The organism is Tenacibaculum sp. TC6 (genome assembly GCF_050606265.1).
Classification (GTDB): Bacteria; Bacteroidota; Bacteroidia; order Flavobacteriales; family Flavobacteriaceae; genus Polaribacter.
The window spans coordinates 63,453-88,739 of the sequence record NZ_JBOCUK010000015.1 but is presented as its reverse complement, the minus strand read 5'-3'; the positions used below and the strand labels follow the sequence as shown (position 1 = coordinate 88,739).

Annotated in this window: 11 protein-coding genes; 4 read left to right on the top strand and 7 right to left on the bottom strand. The window is 33.3% G+C overall.

The genetic code is table 11. The features are described 5' to 3' along the window. Nucleotides 1–75: 75 nt before the first annotated feature. Nucleotides 76–1,569 (bottom strand): DNA/RNA helicase domain-containing protein, encoded by a 1,494-nt coding sequence (locus ACQY1Q_RS10145; RefSeq protein WP_431005200.1) that lies wholly within the window; start codon nt 1,567–1,569, stop codon nt 76–78. 494 nt (nt 1,570–2,063) lie between these two features. Here ACQY1Q_RS10145 and ACQY1Q_RS10140 point away from each other — a divergent pair, with 494 nt between their 5' ends. Both ACQY1Q_RS10140 and ACQY1Q_RS10135 read left to right on the top strand, forming a co-directional pair. After that, nucleotides 2,064–2,615 carry a Crp/Fnr family transcriptional regulator gene (locus ACQY1Q_RS10140; protein ID WP_431005199.1) on the top strand — a complete coding sequence of 184 codons (552 nt, stop codon included), beginning with the start codon at nt 2,064–2,066 and terminating at the stop codon, nt 2,613–2,615. Between the two features lie 58 nt (nt 2,616–2,673). Next, complete coding sequence (locus ACQY1Q_RS10135; RefSeq protein WP_431005198.1) at nt 2,674–3,198, top strand: DinB family protein; 525 nt, start codon at nt 2,674–2,676, stop codon at nt 3,196–3,198. Nucleotides 3,199–3,465: 267 nt separating this feature from the next. Here the strand turns inward: ACQY1Q_RS10135 and recG are convergent, their stop codons facing one another. Next, on the bottom strand, nt 3,466–5,583 hold the full coding sequence (gene recG / locus ACQY1Q_RS10130) for an ATP-dependent DNA helicase RecG (protein ID WP_431005197.1): 2,118 nt from the start codon (nt 5,581–5,583) through the stop codon (nt 3,466–3,468). A 146-nt stretch (nt 5,584–5,729) separates the two neighbouring features. Between recG and ACQY1Q_RS10125 the strand changes: the two genes are divergently transcribed. Further along, a complete protein-coding gene (locus ACQY1Q_RS10125) occupies nt 5,730–6,941 on the top strand; it encodes an RsmB/NOP family class I SAM-dependent RNA methyltransferase (protein ID WP_431005196.1) in 1,212 nt (403 codons plus the stop codon). A 21-nt stretch (nt 6,942–6,962) separates the two neighbouring features. Continuing rightward, complete coding sequence (locus tag ACQY1Q_RS10120) at nt 6,963–8,015, top strand: endonuclease (protein ID WP_431005195.1); 1,053 nt, start codon at nt 6,963–6,965, stop codon at nt 8,013–8,015. A 103-nt stretch (nt 8,016–8,118) separates the two neighbouring features. Here ACQY1Q_RS10120 and ACQY1Q_RS10115 read toward each other — a convergent pair whose 3' ends face one another. The 5 genes from ACQY1Q_RS10115 to ACQY1Q_RS10095 form a co-directional block, all read right to left on the bottom strand. Beyond that, nucleotides 8,119–8,541, bottom strand: coding sequence for a hypothetical protein (locus ACQY1Q_RS10115; protein ID WP_431005194.1), 423 nt, complete (start codon nt 8,539–8,541; stop codon nt 8,119–8,121). A gap of 122 nt (nt 8,542–8,663) precedes the next feature. Then, the gene (locus tag ACQY1Q_RS10110; RefSeq protein WP_431005193.1) at nt 8,664–17,969 is read right to left on the bottom strand and encodes a T9SS type A sorting domain-containing protein; all 9,306 of its coding nucleotides are present in this window, start codon (nt 17,967–17,969) and stop codon (nt 8,664–8,666) included. Between the two features lie 5 nt (nt 17,970–17,974). Next, a complete protein-coding gene (locus tag ACQY1Q_RS10105) occupies nt 17,975–20,074 on the bottom strand; it encodes a hypothetical protein (RefSeq protein WP_431005192.1) in 2,100 nt (699 codons plus the stop codon). Next, a complete protein-coding gene (locus ACQY1Q_RS10100) occupies nt 20,067–24,686 on the bottom strand; it encodes a hypothetical protein (RefSeq protein WP_431005191.1) in 4,620 nt (1,539 codons plus the stop codon). The genes ACQY1Q_RS10105 and ACQY1Q_RS10100 overlap by 8 nt, the downstream gene beginning before the upstream one ends. Before the next feature lie 37 nt (nt 24,687–24,723). Continuing rightward, nucleotides 24,724–25,287 carry a hypothetical protein gene (locus tag ACQY1Q_RS10095; protein WP_431005190.1) on the bottom strand — a complete coding sequence of 188 codons (564 nt, stop codon included), beginning with the start codon at nt 25,285–25,287 and terminating at the stop codon, nt 24,724–24,726.

The following is a 25,287-nucleotide window of genomic DNA, read 5'->3' as shown; positions in this document are numbered from 1 at the left end:
CTTATGATGTAAATTATAAAAGTACTTTGGTTTAAAAAAGTATAAAATTTACTTGTTTTTTACCTCAGTTCTTTGTTATGTGCTGGTGTTTTTACTTAATATACTTAGACATCTTTCTAATAAAATCGGATTGTTCACAATAATAACACACAATTTTAGTCGCGTTCTCGATACAATTTGAAATAACATTTTTGTCGGATGATAATATGGTTTGTCTTTGTAATTTCGAGTTGATAATTTATTATTCTTGTAATAAAAGTATTCATCTATTACTGCTACAACATTATCAAATTCTTGTCCAATTACGGTATGTGCATTGTCATCTTCTTCCTCAATCCGATGTTGTTCATATGGTAAAGTGTGAACAGTCGAAGGTGTATAGTTAGTGATTTTCCAACCTTCTGATTTTAATTGATTTAAATATAATTTAGCCACATTGTAAGTTTCAAAATATTTTAATTCAACATTAGAGTAATCCATTTTATGAATTATTTCCTCTGTATTGAATAAGCATTTGATAAATCTTGCAACCTCTTTATTTGTTCTTATTTTGGTTGTTAATTCGAAGCAATGTTTTGTTACATTTTTTTCAATTTCAGAACTTACATTTGCTCTAATTTCGCCACCTCTTAAGGTTTGAACTGAATCGTAAGAAAAAATACAATTTTTTCCATGAAGTTTTATTTGTTCAATTAAGTGATTTAATTGCCCCTTTCTTATTCTCTGTGCTTCGTCTACAATTACTAAATCGTATTTTGTATAGTCTTGATAAACTAAACTTTTAGCTGAGACAATTTTCCAAGCATAATCATCTCTCAAAGTGATATGTCCTTTATTTAGTATTCCACAATGAATTATAATTATTTCTTTAGACTTGTAAATATCCTTTGCTATATCGTATGTGAGTAATGTTTTTCCTGTACCAGCTTTTCCACGAATAGATATAATGGAATATTTAGGCTTGTCAAATTCTTTTAAGATTTGATTTTTTATATCTTCCTGCTGAACAGTAAGAAAGTATCTGTTTTTTATAAATTCTTGAGTGGAATTGAAAGGTGATACTAAATAATTTGAAGGATTAAACAACTTATTAATATTCTCCAAATTAACTACGTTTTGGGAAGCAAGTTTTTCAATCAATTGTCTAATGTTTAATTCAATCAAATTATTGCTTTCATCCAAACCAAAAAGTTTTTTTGTAGAGGCTTCATAAGAAAATAAGTGTGTTTCTTTTTTTAGAAAACTCAAATAATACTTATTTCTTCTCAACTGAGTTTCTATTTTTTCTAAATCACTTTCTCGTTTTAATTCAACGTTTACTATTGTTTCATTATCAAACCTTAATAAATCGAATTCTTTTCCAATTTGGGGGATTGAATACCCAATGAAATACTTGTCGAACAGTTCAATATTCTTTGTTAAAGTTTTTAAATGATTGTATAAAATTGTTAAGTCATCTAATTCATCTTTTTTAATTCTTATTGAAAAGTGATTTAAATATGATTCAAAAATATTTTTAGGAAGCTTATGATAAGCACTAAGAATTGATATGATGTTTGATTCTCTCATTAGCGTTTTGTCTCACTTGCACATAACGTTAGTATATCCAAACTTAAGAAAAAAGATACTATAATTAATCGTTTAAGATAAGTTATTCGTTACTTTTTGCTTACTTTTCTTATAACTCAAAAATAAGGAGTTATGTCATACCTTTTAATAAGTTGAGCGTCATGAGTATGATAACAAGTAAAAACTCTTGGCTAGCACAAGCGTCACGCTTGTGCCTCCAAGTAAATCTCATTTATATATCGATTTCTAATACTGTTTGGTCATCTTGATAATTTCTTATATTGTTATATTTGTTATCACGAGTGTCACGATCGCGTTAGCGATGCTCAAAATGAAGAAACTCTTCTGCTTACGTAAGCACTCGGAATCGTTAACGTCAGTTTTTAACTGAAAAACACTGAATATGATATATAATTATCTACAACAAAACCTAAACAGTATTAAAAACACTGTTAAACCTAACCGTTATATACAAACGAAAAAACTACCTAAAAATGATTGAAATAGATAAAACAGTTTTTTCAAAATATCCTATAAATAATTATGCTGAAATTTGGGACAAAATAAAACTCATACACTTTACTAAAAAAACTGTTTTACCAAAAGATATTCTTTGTTTCCTTCAAAAAGGAACGATAAGAAAATCTTTAATAGGCTTAAGTAATGAATGTACCGAAAACATTTCAATAGACTTTTATTTTGAGGGCGATATTTTCACAGCAAAAACTGAAAATGAAGAGGAAAGACAATTCAATTATGAACCTATAAGTGACGGAGTTGTTGGTTATGTTGAAATGAATATTGTACGCAAACTTTTTTTAGAATCTAAACTTTGTAGCACAACTCAAAAAGTGTTTTTAGAAGAAAGGTTAAGAGAAAAAACAATTCGAGAAATACAACTTTTGAAATCTACCCCAGAAGAAATGTATTTATATCTTCTAAAAAACAAACCTCATTTTATACAAAATGTTCCTCTTAAATATTTATCTTCTTACATTGGAATTACACCGCAAGCATTAAGTAGAATTAGAAAAAGAATTAATTAACCATAGTTCATTGCATTGTATTTTATAATTAAGGTTATTTGTATAAAAATCTATACAAATGCAAAAAGCAGAGCTAATCAAAAAATTTATTCAAAATCATCAGGAAATAATTCAATACATTGATAATTTAGATGAAAAGAAGTTCACTTATGTACATAATGGAAAATGGTCAGCAGGACAACAATTAGAACATATTTTACTAACCATTATTCCTTTTCCAAACATTTTATTTTCCAAAAAATACCTCATTGAGAAATTTGGATATATCAATCGTGAAACTTGGAATTATCAAACTGTTTTAGAAAATTACTCAAAAACAACTTTGAAAGCTCCTGACAGATTTCTACCTCAAGAAAAGATTACAATTAATCAAAAATCTACTATTATTTCTGATATAAAAAAAATACTCGAACAAATAAAAGAGTGTTTTGAAAAATACTCTGAAGAGGAACTAGATACTCTTACACTACCTCATCCTTTACTTGGAAAAATAACAATAAGAGAAATGTTTTACTTAATGCTCTTTCATCCATTACATCATAAAAAACAAATTCAAGAAATACTAAAAAATAATATTGACTGACAAAAAGACCTGTACACAAAAAATTTATAAAAATCTTCTCGCTTGTGTTTTCTAGTAAATCTAATTTATAAGTCGATTTCTAATATTGTTAGGCTTACAAGCTATTTCCGTTTTTAAAAATAAAACCGTCACTGCGAAGCAAACACTTTTGCTGTGGCAGTCTCTTTTTATTGAGAGATTACTTCAGTTGTTACCACTCCTTCGCAATGTAGCCAGCGGAAATTGGTTTGTATCCTCACTTTGCTTTCTTATAATTTCTTGAGAACACTAACTAATATTACTCCAAATACCCGTTTTTTTACGAAGTTGTGAAACTACTTTGTTTAAGCTACTATTTTCAGGTTTTGCCAACCCGGGATCATCGTTCATTACTTCAATAGCCGTTTTTCTGGCGCTATATAAAATGCTCGAATCTTTTACCACATCGGCAATTTTTAAATTTAGCACACCACTTTGTTGGGTTCCCATAATATTACCCGGACCGCGAAGTTTTAAATCTACCTCTGCAATTTTAAATCCGTCAGAGGTATCTACCATAGTTTGTAACCTGGTTTTGCCGTCAGATGATAACTTAAAGCTAGATAGTAAAATACAGTAGCTTTGTTCGGCTCCTCGCCCTACCCTTCCTCGTAACTGATGCAATTGGCTTAGTCCAAAACGTTCGGCACTTTCAATAACCATCACTGAGGCATTAGGTACATTAACTCCTACTTCTATTACTGTAGTAGCTACCATAATTTGGGTTTCGCCATTTACAAAACGTTCCATTTCATAATCTTTGTCGGCGGGTTTCATTTGTCCGTGAACAATACTTATTTGGTATTGCGGAGTAGGAAATTCTCTGGAAATACTTTCATAACCATCCATTAAATCCTTATAATCCATAGCCTCAGATTCCTGAATTAACGGATACACAATATACACCTGTCGGCCTTTGGCTATTTCATCTTTTAAAAACTTAAATACCGCCAACCTGTGGCTATCATAGCGGTGTACCGTTTTTATTTCTTTTCTTCCCGGTGGTAATTCATCTATAACCGATACATCTAAATCGCCATATACAGACATTGCCAAGGTTCTTGGAATGGGTGTAGCCGTCATAACCAAAATATGCGGAGGTATGGCTCCTCCGGCTTCATTTCCTCTTCCTTTTTTCCAGAGTTTAGAGCGTTGCTCTACCCCAAAGCGATGCTGTTCATCTATAATGGCAATCCCTAAATTATTGAACTGTACTTTATCTTCTAAAATAGCATGAGTACCCACCAAAATATGCAAAGTTCCTTCTTCTAAACCCGCATGAATTTCTCTTCTTTTTTTGGTTTTGGTAGAACCGGTTAATAATTCTACCTGAATATTAGTGTTTTTTAGCAATTCTGAAATACCATAAAAGTGCTGAGCTGCCAGTATTTCTGTAGGTGCCATAATGGTTGCTTGAAACCCATTATCTATGGCCAGCAACATAGTTAACAATGCCACAATGGTTTTTCCGGAACCTACGTCTCCTTGCAATAATCGATTCATGTGTGCTCCAGAACCGGCATCTTTGCGGATTTCCTTAAGAACTCTTTTCTGCGCGTTGGTTAAATCAAACGGTAAATGGTTATTGTAAAAGTTGGTAAATGCATCCCCTACTTGCTCAAAAACATAGCCTTTTAACTTGGCTTTTCGTATAATTTTTTTTTGAAGCAATTGAATTTGGATAAAAAATAACTCTTCAAATTTTAATCGAAACTGCGACTTTGCTAATAATTCCTGACTCTTAGGAAAGTGAATATTTAGCAATGCCTCCCTTTTATCTACTAATTGATGCTCTTCTAAAATATAAGGTGGTAATGTTTCTTCAATAACCCCAAAAACTTGTTGCAACAAGTCTTGAATCATGCCTCGCATTACCTTATTGCTAATTCCTTTATTGCTTAACTTTTCTGTTGACGGATATACGGGCTGCATGGCCATTTGTAACTTACTTTTGTAAGCCTGCACCGTTTCCATTTCAGGATGTGGCATGCTGGCAGTACCATTAAACCAATTTAGTTTTCCGTAAATCACATACGGAACATTTGCTTTTAAATTGTCTTTAATCCATTGGGCTCCTTTAAACCAAACCAACTCCATGGTTCCGGTAGCATCACTAAACGTAGCCACTAACCTACTGCCTCGCTTTTGTTTTACTGTTTTAAGTCCGGTAATTTTACCTACAATTTGTACTTCAGCAGAGTTTTCTTGCAACTGATTAATGGTGTAAAATTGTGTTTTGTCAACATATCTAAACGGAAATAAATGCAATAAATCTCTACATGTTTTTATTCCTAATTCAGAATATAACAATTCAGCTCTTGCAATACTTACCCCTTTTATATAGGTTACCGGATGGTTTAAATTCATTTTTAATGGGAGTTATCTTTTCTCCTCTTCAATATTCAACTTAATGTTTTACAGGAGCAATCCCTGTAATGCGCCCTTTTTTTACTTTGAACGAAAATACAAAAAACCACTAAATTCAACTATCTTTGCATTCTTAAATTCGTTCGATGAGATTACATAGAAATTTAGTTTACGCGGTTATTGACAGTTTACGCGATATTTTTAATGAAGATGTTTATGCCGATAAAGCTGTGGAACAGGCTTTGAAAAGAGATAAACGCTGGGGAGCAAGAGATAGAAAGTTTGTTGCGGAAACTATTTATGATATAGTGCGATGGAAACGTTTGTATGCTGAAATTGCCAATGTAAAGGCTCCTTTTTCCAGACCGGATTTATGGAGATTGTTTGCTGTTTGGTGTGTATTAAAAGGAATTCAATTACCGGACTGGAACCAAATTGAACCTACTCCTAACCGTCGTATAAAAGGTAAATTTGATGAGCTTTCTAAAATAAGAAAATTTAGAGAGTCTATTCCTGATTGGATTGATGAAGTGGGACTTAAAGAACTTGGTGAAGAGGTTTGGACTAAAGAAATTGCTGCTTTAAATAAACAAGCCGATGTTATTTTACGTACTAATACCTTAAGTATTTCTAAAGAAAAGCTTCAAAAAATATTAGCTACTGAACAAATAGAAACGGAATTTATTAAAGGTTACGATGATGCCTTAAAGCTAAAAGAAAGAGCTAATGTTTTTAAAACACAAGCTTTTAAAAAAGGGTATTTTGAAGTACAAGATGCTTCTTCTCAATTAGTGGCTGCTTATTTAGAGGTAGAACCCGGTATGAAAGTAGTTGATACTTGTGCCGGTGCCGGAGGTAAAACGCTTCATATAGCTTCTTTAATGAAAAACAAAGGGCAAATTATTGCTATGGATATTTATGAAAGTAAGCTAAAAAAGTTAAAAGTACGTGCCCGTAGAAATGGAGTTCATAATATTGATACTCGTGTGATTGATTCTAATAAAGTTATTAAAAAGTTACACGATAAAGCAGATAGAGTTTTAATTGATGCTCCGTGTTCCGGTTTAGGTGTTATTAGAAGAAATCCGGACAGTAAATGGAAGTTAGAGCCTGAGTTTTTAGATCATATTCGTGAAACTCAACAAGATGTTTTACAACAATATTCTAAAATGGTTAAACCGGGCGGTAAACTGGTTTATGCTACCTGTTCTGTATTACCTTCTGAAAACCAACAACAAATCCAGTTTTTTTTAGCTTCAGATGCCGGAAAAGATTTTACCTTTGTAAAAGATAATAAAGTATTAGCTCATAAATCCGGATATGACGGCTTTTATATGGCCTTATTAGAAAAGAAATAAAACCCTTTAATATTTTGTGATATGATAAAAAAACTACTTGTTGTACTCATCATATGGATTTCTTTAAGCATCCATGCACAACAGAGTTATTATAATGATGTTGATTTAACAAAATCCGGCATTGCTTTAAAAGACGAGCTTGCTACTAAGGTTATTAACACACATACACGAACCTTAAGTTATTCTCCGGGAGTTTGGGAGGCTTGTAAGGCTACCGATGTAAACCCTGATAATAGCAGTGAAGTATTACTTATATACGGTTACAGTGCCTCAGGTACCACGGCTAAAACCAGAGGTATTAACGCTAATGGAGGGAATACCGGTGATTGGAACAGAGAGCATGTATATGCTAAAAGTTTAGGAACTCCTGATCTAGGAACTTCTGGTCCGGGAGCTGATGCGCATCATTTAAGACCTGCCGATGTTAGTTATAATTCTTCAAGAGGAAATAAAACTTTTGCTACAGGTAGTGGAAATTCTGGTTCGGTTACCAATGGTTGGTATCCGGGTGATGAATGGAAAGGTGATGTAGCCAGAATGATGATGTATATGTATTTACGTTATGGTAACCAGTGTTTACCTAAAAATGTTGGTGTAGGTACTGCCAATGGTGTAGATAGCAATATGATTGATTTATTTTTACAATGGAATGCAGAAGATCCGGTTTCTGAAGTTGAGGATCAACGAAACACTTACCATGAAAATACATCGAATACCTATGCACAAGGAAATAGAAATCCTTTTATTGACAATCCTAATTTAGCAACGCAAATTTGGGGTGGCCCTACAGCAGAAAACAGATGGGCAACAGCAGGTGTAGCCGATAATGTATTATCAAAAATAAAAATCTATCCTAATCCTTCTGCTATAAAAAAGGTAATAATTAAAGTACCGAGTAATATTGAAGTTACCGAGATTACCTTATATTCTATTTTAGGTAAAAAGATAGATTCGCAAATACCTACTTCATCTATGAACAACACCTATACTTTAGATGAATTACAAACAGGTATTTATCTTTTAAAAATTTCAAATAAGACATCTAGTATTACTAAGAAAATAGTAATTCAATAAAATAGTAAAACATACTTAATAACAGCGCCCTCAACTCATAAATGAATTGAGGGCGCATTGCTTATAGAGGGTCTTATTGTAAGATAAGCACTATTCTTTCAATTTATATACTTATACGAATCATTGTAATAAAAATTAATAGAAGTGTTACCACTCCTATAATTGTGGTAAACATGCCTGTTTTTTTTGATTTAATCCATCCTGACAAAGCTATGATGGTTAATAAACTGATTAACCCTACCATAAATGCTAAAACTCCGATTACTCTTGGCACAAAAAAATCAGCAGTTGTAACATTTTTAATATAGCCTCCCGGTGTGGTAATCATTAAAATTTGAGTCATGGCAAAAACAGCTACTAAAAAGCAACCGGCAGAAACAGTGGCCAATTTTAGAATAATCCTCATTAACTTGTCACTTTTATCCGTAACTAATAAGTTAGCCACTACAGCAATTGAAAAACCGCTTAATAACGAGCTAATCAGCAATGTTTGATTCGCTAATGTATTCCAATATTCCAACGTCATATTGATGTGTTTTTTTGTGTATAAATTACGTGTTAAGTATGATACTAAACCGTAAAAAGATACTGTTTATTTTGTTATTAATTTAAATCCCCCTTTCTACAAAAGTAAAAAGGGGGATTTTTTTATTCTATTACTATTTTTTTGACGAGTCGTTCATTTTCGGTTTCTATCAATACGATATATACTCCGGTGGTTAAACTCAGGTCATACGCTAAGCTGTATTCTTTATCTCCATCAACCTTTTTAGTACTTATTACATTGTTGTTATAAATACCGTAAACTCTAACGCTAAGCGGGTTTTCTTTTCGTAAGGTAACATCTAGTGTAAACCTACCTGATGACGGGTTAGGATAAATCACAAACGCTTGTATCATTGGTTGGTTTCCTGATACTGTTTCAGGCGTTCCGTCTATTTCCTTTTCTACCACAAAAACTGTTTTGGTCTTGTACTCTTCACAATCACCAATTCTGGTAACTAACGTAATATCATACTTTCCAACTTCATTAAACAATAATTCAATATAATTAGATCCTTCTTCAATTTTTTGTGCTTCATCAGGAATTATCCACGTTGACTCATCTGGTTTTGGGGTACTTATATTAACCGCAACTACGCTTTCACTTTTAAATACCTGAGTAGATACGATAAAGTCTGACATGATATCTTCATTAGATGTTTTTATGATAATTTCATCTATGGCTTCACATCCTTTAGCATCTATGGCTTTTAAGGTATAAGTTCCTGCTTTGCTTACTTCTATAATTGCATCTGTACTTGTAAATCCGTTGTTTGATGTCCAGAAATACTGAGCTCCATCGGCAATTGTTCCATCTAGTATGGTTGTTTGACCTTTACATAAGGTAATGGTATCTCCTAATTCTAAATAGATTTGTTCAGGGCTAGTAACTGTATAGGATTCTGTAATTGTACAGCCTCTGCTATCAGTTATAATCACTGTGTACTCACCTGCAGAAAGGTTTTCTATAGTTCCGGTTGTTGCTCCGTTATTCCAGTTATACTTGTACGGTCCGGTACCTCCTTCTACTTCTACTACAATTTTTCCGTCATTACCTTGATAACAAGTCGGATCAGTCACATCATCATTACTAATTAACAATGGTTCCGGTAATTGAATGGTTATCTTTTGAGTTGTTTTACAGCCATTAATATCAACTACCGTTACTTCATAAGTATTGGCTATTACGTTTTCTATATTTTCTGTATTGGCTCCTGTATTCCATAAGTAGGTGTAAGGGGCAGTTCCACCTGTTACTTTACTGGTTACTGTCCATTCTGCTCCTAAACCACAATTAACATAATCATACGTTAATGCTACGTTTAACAGTTCCGGCTCTGTTAATTCAAACTTCTCGCTTTCAACCTTATTTCCATTAGCATCTTCAATAACTACATAATAAATTGCTGCTGATAAGTTTGTAGCTACAGATGATGTTCCTATACTTACCGAGTTTCCTTCCTTAAACCACGTAAAGGTATATGCAGGAACTCCTCCGGTTACTTTTGCTTGTAAGGCTCCGTCTGAAGAACCATTACAACTAATAATAGATGTTTTAACAATGGTTACTTCTAATTTTGCCGGTTGAGTTAGCTCATAAGTTTGCGTTGTTTTACATCCTTTTACATCTTCAACCTCTAGCATATATACATCTTTAGGTAAGTTTTCTAAACGTAAGTCAGAAGGTAATACTGTACCACTTTGCGTCTTCCAGTTATATGTATAAGGAGGTGTTCCACCTGATAAAGCAACTTCTATAAATCCGTTTGATAAACCAAAACCTGTTGGGTTACCTGTTGCTACCGTATTAATTTCTAGTGCAGGCGGAGGTGTTAACGTAATTTCTTTTGTGATTTTACATCCGTTTATATCAACTACAGTTAACTTATAGTTTCCTGCCAAGCCGTTTTCAATAGTTGGGGTATTTGCTCCGGTGTTCCATAAATACGAATAAGGTTCTGTTCCTCCGGTTACTTTACTTATAATTTCCCAATCATTTCCGGTACCACAGTTGATATAGTCTGCAACTAACTCAACTTCTAATAAAGCAGGTTCGGTAATTTCATGTGTTAAGGTAGTAACTTCATTTCCGTTAGTATCTGTTACTACTGCATAGTATTCACCCGCTTCAAGTCCGTCAATAGTTTCTTTAGTATCTAACACAGTAGCGTTTCCTACTTTATACCATTTATAGGTATATCCAGAAACTCCTCCGGTTACCAGTACTCGTAAACCTCCGTCAGAAGATCCTTGACAGCTAATTATAGCTGTTTGCGTTATCGTAGCTTCTAATTTATCCGGTTCTGTAAGTTGGTAAGTTTCTGAAATTTTACATCCGTTTACATCTGTTACATGAATAGTGTAAGTTCCTTTAGCTAAATTTTCAATTTTTAAATCAGAAGGTAAAACCACTCCGTTAGATGCTATCCACTGATAACTATAAGGGGCTGTTCCTCCTGATAAAGCAGCTTCAATAGAACCGTTTGATAAACCAAAACCTGTTGGATTGTTTTGTGTTAATACATTGATAGCTAAACTTAATGGTTGTGTAATTTCAACACTAAATTCATCTTCTCCTGCAGCATTTACTGCCACACAGTTATACCCGTCTTTTAATTGAACTTTATAGGTACCCGGTGCTAAACCTACAAGGTTTACACTGTTTCCTTGTACACTTGTCCAGTTAGAATAGCTATTACCTTCTAAGGCAAATCTGTATTCATAAACTCCATTACCTCCTTGAGCGGTAACGTTTATACTTCCATCATTAGCATTGTTACAGGTTATGTGGTTTAGTGTAAAGTTTAATTCAATTTTTGCAGGTTCTTTAACTTCAAAAATGGAACTTTTTTCTTTAAGCCCTTCTGCATTGTCAACAATTACATAGTAGTTTCCTGCAGGAATATTTGTCAGTTGCTTTTTAGTACCTACTACTGAATCGTCTGCTGAATTATACCAGGTATATTTATTTCCTCCGGCTCCTCCAATAGTTACTACATCTAAAATAGCACTACTACTATTAAAACAGGTTATTTCTTGTAGTTGTTCTATATCTACCAGAAGTTCTCCCGGATTTGCCAAGTTATATGTTTCTTGAATTACACATCCTTTGGCATCAGTAATTTTAATTGTGTAAGTTCCTTCATCTAATGAATTTATTTCATTAGTTTTTAAATTAGAACTTTCATCTTTAACAATAGCACCTGTTTGATTTGTCCATAGATATTGATAAGGAGCAACTCCTCCTACAATTTTAATAGCTATTTTTCCGTCATTAACTAAATCAGAAGAAGGTCTAATTAATTCTGTTTCCGCTATTTCAAATACTTCCGGTTCTGTTACTTGAATAGTGTTGGTTATTGAACATCCGTTCATATCAGTAACAGTTACCGTATAAGTTCCTTGTGTTAAATTGGTTACCGTACTTTGGTTTAATGCTCCATGTTTCCAAGTGTATGTATAAGGAGCAACTCCCCCAACTACAGTTACAGAAATACTTCCTGAATTATCACCGTAACATTCAACATGAGTTACCTTAGTCTCTGAAAATTCTAATACAGAAGGTTCAGTTAAATTAATAGAAAAAACTTGTGCAATATTATTGTTAGCGTCTTTTACTTCTACATGATAAATTCCGGCCACTACTTCTATAAATTCTTCTGTAGAAATAACGCCTCCGGTATTATCTTTCCATGTATACGTATATGGGGTAACTCCTCCGGTTACTTGAGCATGTAATTGTCCTTTTTCTCCATTACATAGAATTGCCGTTTCTTTTACTGTTACTTCTAATTTTGAAGGTTCTTCAATTATATAAGTAGCTTTGGCTATACACTTTCCTTGATCTTCAATAGTTACCTCGTATGTATCTGCTCCTACATTTAACAACTCATTTGTTGTGCTCGGTAACGTTTGTCCTAATGAGTTTTTCCATACATACTGGTATGATGGCGTTCCTCCTTCAACCAAAACTTTTATCAATCCGTTTGTTAAGCCAAACCCTGTTACGTTTTTCTTTTCTACTAAATTGATAGATAAAGGTGCTAACGGTGATGTTACCTCAACTGTTTGCGTTATTTCACATAAATTTTTATCTCTAACAGTAATTGTATAACTACCTGAAGTTAATGAAGAAATAGTAGCTCCTGTAACTCCATGCCTCCAACTATATGTATAAGGAGCAATTCCTCCGGTAACAGTAACGGCAATACTTCCTGTAGCTTCTCCGTAGCACAATACATTTGTAATATCTATAGAAGAAAATTCTAATACTGTAGGTTCTGTCAAATTGATATTTGATACTTGAGCCATATTACCATTGGCGTCTTTTACTTCTAAGTGATAAGTTCCGGCTTTTACTTCAATAAATTCTTCTGTAGAGATAACTCCGCCGGAAGCATCTTTCCATATATAAGTATAGGGTGTAACTCCTCCGATTACTTTTGAGCGTAATTGTCCGTTTTCACCATTACATAAAATGGCTGTTTCTTGTACTGATGCTTCTAATAAAGCAGGTTCTCCTATTACATAAGTAGCTTTGGCTACACATTTCCCCGCATCTTCAACGGTTACTTCATAAGATCCGGCTTTTATATTTAACAACTCATTTGTTGTACTTGATAAAACCTGACCTACTGAATCTTTCCATGTATATTTATAATTCGGAGTTCCTCCTTCTACCTTTACTTTTATAAATCCGTTTGATAAACCAAAACCGCTAGCATCTTGTTTTTCTAACAGATTAATTGACAATGCTGCTAATGGTGAGGTTACTTCAACTGTTTTAGTTACTTCACATAAATTTTTATCTCTTACCGTTACAGTGTAAGTTCCCGCAGTTAGTGAAGAAATAGTAGCACCTGTAACTCCGTGTCTCCAACTATATGTATAAGGTGCTGTTCCTCCTTGAGCTGTCACTGCAATACTACCGGTAGCTTCTCCATAACACAATACATTGGTAATATCAACATTGGTTATTTCTAATTCATCCGGTTGTATTACTGTAAATTCTTTTTGTGTTTTTATTAAATTTTGATCTGTTACCTCAGCTACATACGTTCCGGCACCCACATTTGTTAACGTTGCTTGAGTAGCAAGTACAGTTGTACTTCCTTTTCTAAACCATTTATAGGTATATGAAGACACTCCGCCTTGAGCTGTCATAACCAATTCAACATTTTCATCTCCAAAACATAAAATCTCTCCGTTTTGAGTAATTGTTGTAATTTCCAGTTTATCAGGCTGCGTAACTTCAAACATTTGGGTAAATGTACAGTTATTAGCATCTTTCAATGTTAATTCATACTTTCCTGCCTTTATGTTTTCTATCTTTTTATTAGTGCCTATAATCGCTGTATTTCCTTGTACTCTCCATTCGTAAGTATAAGTAGGTGTACCTCCTGAGACCTCAACAACTATGCTTCCGTCATTAGTTTCAAAACCTTTTAAATTAACAATGGTAGAGTTATCTATTGCCAATTGAGCCACAGGTTGAGTTAATTGGTAGTTTACTGAAGTAACCTGACAACCATTGGCGTCTGTTACTTCTACATAGTAACTTCCATATCCTACCCCGGAAACATCTTTACTTGTAGAAGAAAAACTAGCATCGCCTACCTTACTCCATTTATAGGTATAACCTGCAACTCCTCCAATGGCATTAATAGAAATAGCTCCGTCTGTACCGTTATAACAACTAATGTTTTTAGTTGAAACTAAATTTACTTGTAATAGTGATGGTTCAGAAATTGTTATTTCTTTAAATGTTTGTTCTCCTTTTATATCACTTACTTCAACTCTATAAGTTCCTTTAGCTAAGTTTTCAATTTTATCCAGTGAAAAATCTGAGTTTAACAACGTTTTGGTTCCTCCGTTAACCTTGTACCATTTGTATGTAAAATCAGAAGGTGTTGAGTTTATAGGATATCCACCACTCACCACTGCTAACAAGGAAGCTGAACTTTCTCCAAAACATAAAATTTGTTTTGTTTGTTGAATAACTACCGAAATTGGTTTAGGTTCTTTTACTTCAATATTCTGAGTTTGCTTACATCCGTTACTATCCGTTATTTCAATAGTATATACTCCTGCATATAAATTACTGATATTTTGAGTTGTTGCATTAAATGTAGGGGCTCCTGTTTTAGTCCATTTATAAGAATATGGACTAACTCCTCCGGAAACTCCTATAGTAATACTTCCGGAATTACCTCCGGCAACCGAACAGTTTACTACCGATGTTGCTTGTATATTTATAGCCGTAGGTTCTGTAATAGTAATTGTTTTTCCTGAAGTTATTTCACATCCTTTACTATCTCTTAACCATACGGTATAAGTTCCTTTACCCAGTCCTGTAATAGTATTCCCTGTTAAAGTACTTGTAGCTATGTATGTATTTTTATTGTCTATTGAATATTCATATATACCTGAACCTCCGGCTGTAGTTAATTGAATGGTTCCGTTATTAACTCCGAAACAAGTTACATCAGTTTTAGCTATACTTAAAGTTACCTGAGTAGGTTCAATTAATTGAATTGATGCGGATTTATTTACATAACCGTCATTTACCGTAACCGAATAATTTCCGCCTGAAACATTGGTTAAAGAACTACTTGAGCCGGCTAATAATGTTCCGCCTTTATACCATTTATAGGTATACGTTCCGGTTCCTCCATTTACAGTTGCTGATATATTTCCAAATCCTCCTTTACAATCTATAGATTTAGCAATGGTTAATTGGACTTTTAACTCCGGTAATTCTTTTACTTCAATTTCTTGTGAAGTAATAGTACATAAATTAGCATCTTTAATTGTAGCTATATAAAATCCGGCTTTTAAACCGGTTATAGTAGTACCTGTTTTTGAGAATGCTGCATCATTTTTCTTCTTCCACGTTACAGTATAAGTTGGGGTACCTCCGGTTATTGTTAATGAGATACTTCCTGAGCTTGCATTAAAAATTTTGTTATCTACAACCGATACATTCGAAATTTTTAACGGTGCAGGTTCTGTTATTTTTACCGGATTTGAAATTGTAGACATACAGCTATTTACACTAATATCTCGAACTCTAAATCTGTATCCTGTAACAGCGTTTACACTGACATTAAAAGTATTACCATTCTGCCAAGAAGTACTGCTTCCATTCCAAATAGCATATTGATAATTTCCTGATTTCCCTCCTGAAGCTGTAACGGTTACCATTGCTTTTCCTCCTGAACATTTTATTGGATTAACCGCTATGTTTGTTATTTTAATTTCAGATTGTTGATTAACCGTAATTGGTTTTTCTAAACTGCCTCCTCTTGTATCTTTAACCAATACAGTGTAATTTCCGGCAGCGATATTTACTGACGTACTTGTAGTTATATTTGTTAATGTTTGAATTGTAGTGGTACCTCGTTTAATGGTTACCGTGTAATTAGGATACCCTCCACTGATACTTCCTACATTAATTTTACCATCACCTAAATAACAATCAGGTGTTATTGCACTTACCTTAAAACTAATCGGTCTTGGGTCTATAATTTCAGGTAAATCATACTGTTGAGTACAATTATTTTTATCTGTATATATAATTTTATGTTTTCCTGCCGGAAGATTCGTAATCACAAAACTATTAGTATAAGCTCTTCCTGTAAGTGTATTTGTAGTACTTCCTTTTAATAATATTTTATAATTATAATAACTGGTAAAAGGAGTTCCTCCTGTTACACTATTAAAACGTATAGAAGCATCACTACTTCCAGGAGCACTCGGATGCGTTACCGGATTACTAGGAAACGACTGTACTATCTTACTTTTTGCAGTTATTGTTATAGGGATATACGTCTTTGTTTTATCAACGCAACTTTTTGAGTCTTTTACCAATACATTGTATGTCCCAGGAGCTAAGTTTGAAACTATTATTTCGCTTGCAAATGAAGCCGAATTCCAACTTGATCCATTATTTAAACTGTATAAAAAGCTTCCGGAACCTCCTGATGCATTTACTTTCAACTTTCCGTCTTTTGCTCCAAAACATACTTCGTCTTGCATTTTTGTAGCGTTAAAAGTTACCGGAGGTGGTACTTTTATTTCAAATGTATATGAGTACTGCTTACAAAATGGTGAGCCGGTACTTTTATTAAAACCGGAAACATCAACTCTATAAAAGCCTCCTTTTATAGCTTTTCCTGCGGAAGAGTTCCATGTATATTTATACTCTGTATTACTAACTTTTACTAAGGAAGTTATATTGGTATTGTTATCTGCTGCTACATAACTACCATCTTGCATCTTTTTCAATAAATTCACATCTATTTTTTCATGTGAATATAATTGTCTGTCAAAATATAAAACAAAGCCTTGAACATCACTATATGAACATGCAGGTTGATTAAAAGTTGGCGCTTTAGCCATTTTAGGCGGCTCAGGTAAAAACTGCATTCTTAATACTCTGGATATATCATTTTCTCCATTACATCCCGGATTAAGACGGACAGAAATTGTTAAATTATTTAAAGCTTTTTTCTGATCATCTCTGCTGCTATATAAGTCAGAAAGATATAAGTTTATAGCAGCTTGTCCATTTTTACTACTAATTGGACGCCAAATTGGTACTTGCTCCGTTTTAGGGGAATAATTTGCTATCTGCGTTTGCAAATTCTGCATTATAGTGAAAAATATTTCACAATCCCTACCAGGTGGTCTGGCCTGATTTTTAGTTCCTTTTTTAGTTGGTCCTTGACGAGGGATAACACCTCCACCTCCGCTTCTTAAACAGTTTTCAAAATCACGCTCTGCATCATCCATCTGGTCTAATAGCGATTGATAACCAGCAGTATTTCTAGTTATTTTATTTACCGGATCTAAAAACTCCCATTTGTATACGGTAGCCGGTGAAGTGTATCCTGCATAAGTACTTGTTATTTTAACAGGATCTGTTTCACAAACTGTTTTAACGCTACTTATACTCGAATTGTCTGTAAATTTAATTTGAGGCAACGGATTTATTGTAATAAGAGCATAACCGCTTTTTATTCGTCCTTGATAAATTTGATCTTTTGTATATCTAACATTATGACAAGGAATACTTACAGTGACCTTTTTGGTAGCTTCTTTTCCTGATCGACAATCACCAATCCAAGTTTTATGTCTTTCTCTGGTAAAAAACTCTACAGCAACTACCGGATTACTTTGATTAAACGTTGCAGAATAATTATAGGGTTTATTTATATAATAATTTATTTTATGAATATCATTTCTATATCCATCTTTATAAATCAAAGTTATTCTTCTAAGTCCATTTATTGAACCACACCCCGAATCTCCTTGTCCTATATAACCACTTACGTTAATTTTATACTGTTGTGAAACAGTATTGAATATACTAAAAAGTGTGATTGCTAAAAAAAGAACTATTCTTTTCATCTCTCTTAATAATTTATTTCAATTTTTTTTAATGGTGATCTAGAGCCAGACTCAAATACGGCTTGAATTAAGTAAGTATACTTTGTGTTAATCAATAAATTGGTATCCTTAAATTTCCTTGTATTAAAACCAAAAGTTTTATACATCGTGGGTCTTTTTTCTTCCTCTCCCTTATATAGCACAAACTCTCTTACACCTGTTTGTTTATAATTCCAGTTTAGTTGAATGTACTTTTCTTCTCTGTTAACCTCTCCTGAAAACTTATCAATAACCGGTTTAGAGGAATTATCTATCACTGTAATTTTTAATGGTGTAATAGGTTCCGATTCTAAACCTGATTCATCTGTAGTTAAAGCCGTATATAAATATGTTTTGTTAGGAATCCCTGTTTCATCTGTATACGTATTCTGAGGTATCGGTAACGAAGTTATTAATTGCCAAGACCCTTCTTTTCCTTGCTCCTTTCTATACAACATAGTGGATTTAGCGTCATCACTTGTACTTGTAATCCATTGTAATACAACACTACCTTTGTCTGACTTAAAAGAAGTAAATACAGGAGGAGTTGGTGGCACAACATCCGGTCTTTTTAATGCTATTACTTCAGAAAATTCTGACGGATTATATCTTTTATCAAAAGCCTGTATTTTATAATATATATTTTTATTGAGTGTTTTTATATTAACCGTATCAATCAAACTATTGGTAGGTATCGGCTCAAAAGTAATTTGAGTAAATTCATCTGTTTGTAGGTTTGCCTTAAAAACTCTATACCCAAGAAAATCTATCTCGGTATTTTTTTTCCAATTTAACCTCACTATCCCCAGTGAATCAATAGTTCCAGTTAACATACTAGGTTTTATCGGAGGTGTATTATCATCAGGTTGCACCATTTTTGGGAATGATTCTCTTGTTCCTCCATCGTTTCCAACTCCTACAATTTTATAATAGTTTATAACTTGTAAGCCTGTTAATCTAATACTTCTTTGGTTTTTAGAAATGTTATCAGTTACTATCAGATATTTTCCTTTAGGCGTATTAGAGCGTATTAATTGGAATTTTTGCAACGTAGCCATAGCTTCATTTGGAAACTCCCAGCTTAACACTGCTCCCTGATTATCAAACTTAACATCTGTAATAAACGGAGTAAATGTTAGGGGTTTTATACCTTCTCCGGAAACTATATTTGAATAAGGCCCTTCTATTCCAAATGGAGAAATTCCTTTAATTCTATATTTATAGGTTTTATTATTTTGAGAAAGACTATCTATATACATCATTCTATTTGATGGATTTTTTTCTCTCTCAGCTAAATTCATTACCGGAGTACCTAATAGTTTCTTATACTTTTTACCTCCGTCTTCTGATTTTTCAATAGTATAATTTGTATAAAACCTTTTTAAAACAGCTTGATTCCAACTTAAAATAACCGTTTTATCTTTAAATACTCCTACGAATTCTTGTGGTTCAGGAAGCGGCCTTGAATCCATAAGCCCTATGAGAGCTCCTCCGCTTTTAATCTTCACTTTCTTAGTTTCCGGCAAAGCTACTTTTACAGTATAAAGATATCGTTCTCCTTCTTTTACAGTAGCGTCTACAAATGCTAATCCTGAAAATTTGGCTACTTCAAAATCTTGATCAGCTGCATACAAAGCAAAAGTAAAACGTTGTTCAAAAGCTTGTGCCTGGTTGATAACATTTAGTAATCCATCACCTCCGTTATTCATTTCAACATCAAACTGATCTCCATATAACGCTTGAGCTGCAATTGCTGCATTTGTATTTTTTTCAGTAAACTCTTTCCATTCCATCATAGGTTTTGGCTTAAGAGGTGTTACTGTTAATTGTTCTACTTCTGGTTCTTCTAATACTACTTTGTTACTTACAATTGTTTTTCTTTCAATTGTATATCCAAATTCGTTGGCATATTTCCAAGCTGTTGGGGTTGTTACTCCCCAACGTAACAAAATTTTACCTTTATCAGTTGTCGCTATTACTTTTACTTCTGCTATTTTGCTTCCTATTTCCTTTTGTGCAAAGGCATTAGAAATTACACTTAATAGTAGCAGTAGTAATGCGATACTATTATTTCTCTTCTTAATCATTTAAAGGGTTTGTATATTTTATTGAATTAGCTCTACCTACTTTTACTTGTCCCGGCAATACATATTTTAAAGTAGCATTATATCTTCCTTGACGCATATACGGGAATGTTTCTGTTATTAGTTTTACATATTGAGGATAGTTTCTCCAAGGTAAGTTAGAGTTTACCAACTGATATCCTAAATCTTCATAATCTTGTAAATAATAGTAAGTAAGATTATATCTATATGGATTGTATTCATTAATATCTCCCGTATATCCATTTTCTAAGTAAGTTAAATACCATGTCATTGGTTCAACTCCTTCAACTGGTGGTACACTAACTTTATCTGTTTCTCTGGTTACTGTAATTGTACCTGCATATGGGTAGCTATTATAAATTAACGGATAAATCTGTCTCTTGTAATAGCTATCATCTAACACCGCTCTAGACAGTACTAATGGTTTATTTCCGGAATATTCATTTCCTCTTAATTCTACTATATCAAAAGCTTCTTGATAATCAATACTAGATAATAGTATTAATCCGTAAGGATACACTATGTGTTCATATAAATCTTTATTCTTATTCATATCACGCATCTTTTCATCAAACGTTGCATATGAACTTGTTTTAAAATCATACGTTAGTAAATCTCTTTCTCCATCTTTACTAATATTTCCTTCCGCTTTTCTTGATTTTACTTCTGCTGTATTTTCAGTATCTCCTTGATTTATATTTTTAGAAGTATATGTTTCCGTTATGTTATCATCTAAATCACTTCCTTTAGAAACTAACTTTAAATTCACATCATACTGAGTTTGTCTATTCATTTGAGTAGGCAGCGTAAACGTTAACTGCTTTTGCGCAGAATTATAGGTATATTCTTTTTTAAGAATTGAACCTGAGCTAGCAGTCATAACCATTTCTTTTTTCCAATCCGGAGCTTCTTCAAATAAATACGATTGCCCTCTTTTTAATTTTACATAAGCAGTACCGTATTCATTAACAAAAAAGTTCTTTTGCCCTAATACCGGATACATGTACTCAATATTTGTTAACGGTATTGTGGTTGGTGCATCTCCTGTTGTAAAGTTTACTTCTTTGGTTTCTGTAGCATTCTTTCCATCAGATTTTATAGTTACCCAATTTCCGTTTTTAAATTCTTCAAAATGTAATTGAACGTACGCTTTAAGCTGTGTATGTGGTGGTAATATTTCATGAGAATAAAATACTGCTACATCGTTTCTATCATTCCATTTTACTTCACCAACAATTTTCTTCCCGTTGTCGGTTACCGAAAATTCATCTAACAAAATTTTGTATTTGCGATCTCCTGTGTCATCAGGAAGTTCAAATATTTTATTAATCTGTAAGTTAAAAACGGCTTGTGGTGCAGCAAACACATCAACATCACCACTACCTTCTTTCGGTGTTAAATCACTAATTACTACAATACCGTCTAAAGGACTTCCTCCTACAATTTCACACTTTTCTCCCAGTTCTATTTTAAATCTAAATCTTCCTTTAATTAACCCGCCTAAAAGATTGTACTTACCTCCTAAATATCCTCTAAACCATGCCGGATTTGGTAGTCTGGCCTGTAATAATACAGCGCCTCCTCCACTAATAATAGGGATTTTCTTTTTAGAACCAAACAGCTTAAATGTAAGGCCTAATTCTCCTTGTAAATATGCATAAGCTTGTCCGTTAGCATACCATCCGTTCATTCCAATAGGTTCTGATGAGCCCTTACAATATGCTTCTCCATAATCTTTTAGCATGATGTCAAATCCTACTCCTGCATCAAATCGAGCATAGAATATTAAAAACTTTAAATCTCCTGTTGATATGCTCATACTAGAACCAAAGGCTAATCCTTTTCCGGATTCTAACATATTAGCATCTCGCATATAATCGAGTTCGGCAACATCTAATCCTAAAATATCAGCTACAATTGGTGGTGGTGGTGGACTTCCTGGTAAATTTTCTCCGGTCATGAAATAACTGTCCATTTTTACCTTCAAAATTCCCAAATCTATTTTTACTCCTACTCTGTCTTCCGGTGTTCCGATTAACATGTGCCATTCATCTGGAGAAACATAAAAATCTAACCAACCCGCTCTTCCTGAAGGTCCAACTCCTTTAATCACTCCAAAATTGATATATACTTCTGAGGTTGAGTGAAAAATATCATTGACAAAATCGAAACCTATAAATACGTTTGCTGAAATAGCTCCTGTTGGACTTTGAGCCGGGATTCCTTGACCTCCTTTATCAGCTATACTAGCCAGATTGCTTGTAACCGTATCAAAGAAACCAGCAGGTAAAGCTGCTATTAGCTCTCCAAACCCTTTAAAATATACTTCTTGTAATCCTCCTGATTTTCTAAACGCCATTCCAAATTCAACCGTTGCATGGAATAGTTCTTCTGAATTTTGAGTTATGATTCCTACCGACGCTTTCATTCCGAAAGAGTTTTCAGCATACGGTTCATAAATAACCCCTGAAGTTGATGCCCCTATTTCTTTAAAGGCTGCATCTTCTACATTTGTATTTCCGGCCATACGCATCTTATTATAGAAACCTCCACCAAAGGCATTCAATGCGAATCCCGGAAATATTGGTATTCCTGATGGAATGGTCACTTTAGCATCTGCATACCAATACCTGAACGTTTCTGTGCGTCCGAATAATGCTTTTGCTTCTACTTCTAAATTAAGTCCTGTTGAAAATTTAGCCCCGACTGCTCCTGCAAACCCGGTCCCGTAAGTTGGATCGTCTTCAAAAATAAAAATGGCTCCTTTTAATTGCATTCCGGCCACGTCCATTTTAATAAATAAATGTTCTAGTTTAACTCCGTCAAACTTCCATTTATTTCCTGCCTCATCCATCTTAGCTTTAAATGCTAATTTTGAAGCTCCTCCATTTCCTCCATCTGACTCTGAAGTTAAATTCACTTCAAAATCAAAAATTAACTCCGCTTTATTATCTGCGGGGGTTCTTAAACCTATTTCATTAATTGCTATTGGAAAATTTGCGAGTTGTAGCCTACCTTTAACACCAAAGTAATCAACAGAAAACTTAGGTGATTCAGTTTGCAAGACCATCTTCTGGAATGTTATTCCTTTAAAATTGATAATACTTTTTGAGGTGTCATTAGAAGGGTTCTCGTCATTTTTTAGACCTGAAGCCACACTCATGGATCCATTTAGACTTGCTTTAGGTCTAAACTTACCATCTTTCACCTTCATTTCTATATAAGAATCTTGGGTTAAAAGAACGTTAGCTTTCCATACATTAAACTTGATATCTTTTTCAGTTTTAACTGCTAATTTATATTCTCCCGGCTGAAAAACTGCATTGTATTGTAAACTATCTAATTGTGAAACCGGTAATACTAATTTTCCGTCAAATTCTCCGGCTCTTAAGTGATTTGTTTCTATGTCTAACAGAAAATGGTCAAGAGAAAAATCCCATCCGGAAGCTGTTCCTTCATTCAGGCTAATTATATTATCTCCCGTAAATTTACCGGTTACTCCTTGAGCGTCAATAATCAAATCTGTAGCCCCGAAAGCTACTCTTTTATCATTGTTTTTCTTTTTAAATTCAGGTGGTAACAATACTTGTAACGACTTTACATAAACACCTCTCCATAAATTAGGTTCTGCACTGTAAAATTTATTTAAGTATGCTTTAGGCGTAGCTTCATCATTTCTTAAATCACTAAAATCAAAAACAGCTGTATTTAATTTAAATGTAGTTCCTTCTAATCCTTTAATACCAAACTCCGGTAGTGAAATGTTTACAACCATATCATTCCAATCGGCTATAGAGGTTTTAAAGTCGGCTTCTACATATCCTATTTTCTTTTTTCCGTTTTGATCAACAGGGTGCAACAATCCATCAGCAAATCTGATATTGGCATCTAACCCCATTTCTTTAAATCCGGAACAGTCAATAACGGCATAAGTTCCGGGCTGTTCAAAACTTCCTTTTAAGGTAAGTAAAATGGAGCCACTATTAAAATTAACAGTGAATTGTGATATTAAATTTAACTTAGCATCTCCTATAATTCCACCTTCATGAGATAGCTTAACATTTGATGCGCCTAAAATTAGCACCTGATCCCCTCTATCAGGATTTGTATTAGGCAATTCTACCTTTAAAAAAACGGTTAATTCAGTATATGCCGGTTTAAATACTGCTTTTGCAATTCCTACCGTATATTTAACGTTACTTATATTTACCGGTTTAATAGCTACCGGTAATTCGCTTAACCCGTCTTTAGTTAAAAGGTCAATATAATTTCCTGAGGCTTCAATACTCTTAAATGTATTGGTAGCCATATCTAACCATTTCTTATTGATGATAGAATCAGGCGTATTAAACTGAAAACCTTGTTGTGTAAAACGTTGTTGCGTTTTAAACACTTCTTTTTTGTCAAATTTTTCTAATGAAGAGAAATTTCGAAAGGTTTTTGCTGAAAGAGTTTTAGTAGGCTTTACAGGATGTATTTTGTTTATATGTAAACTATCTTTTTCATTATTATGAATTTCAAATTTTCTGTTTGAAAAGATGTTTATACTTATAAATACAATAAAAATAAAGCTTAGGGGTAATTTTGTATTCATTTAATTTGGTTGGTTAGTTTGTTTTTCTATTTTCAGTCTAATTAATATTATTAGGTAATCTTAGGATTTCAAAGGAATATTTATTTTCATGATTAATATTTATATATCCCATATCAGATAAATACATTAATGTCTTCTCTAATTTTTTCTTATTATTTTTTATTTTATTTGAGAAATCATCTAAACTCCATTCATTTCCATAGTTTCTATAAAACCATTCTAACTCATTTAAAAATTGTTTCTCTAGTCCTGAGAACTCTTTTTCTGGTATAGGTTTTTTATTTAAAATTTTTAGAATGACTTCATCAATCTCTTTTTCATTAATCGGAAATTCCTGTATGAAATTTTGTTTTAAAGGTTCTATTATTTCAACAAATTCCTGAAAGGTAACATTTACAGTATTTTCTATTTCATTACTAACATCCCAAAACTCTATAAAATCTTGTTCAATTTCATAACCATGGTTCTCTTTCCCTATACTCCTTCTTAAACTCACTGCTTCTAAAAACTCAAGAAATTCTGTAGAAGGTAATACAAACAAATACCTAATTAAAGGATTATACTTGGTATCTATATATTTATATATATTCGGTAAATTCAT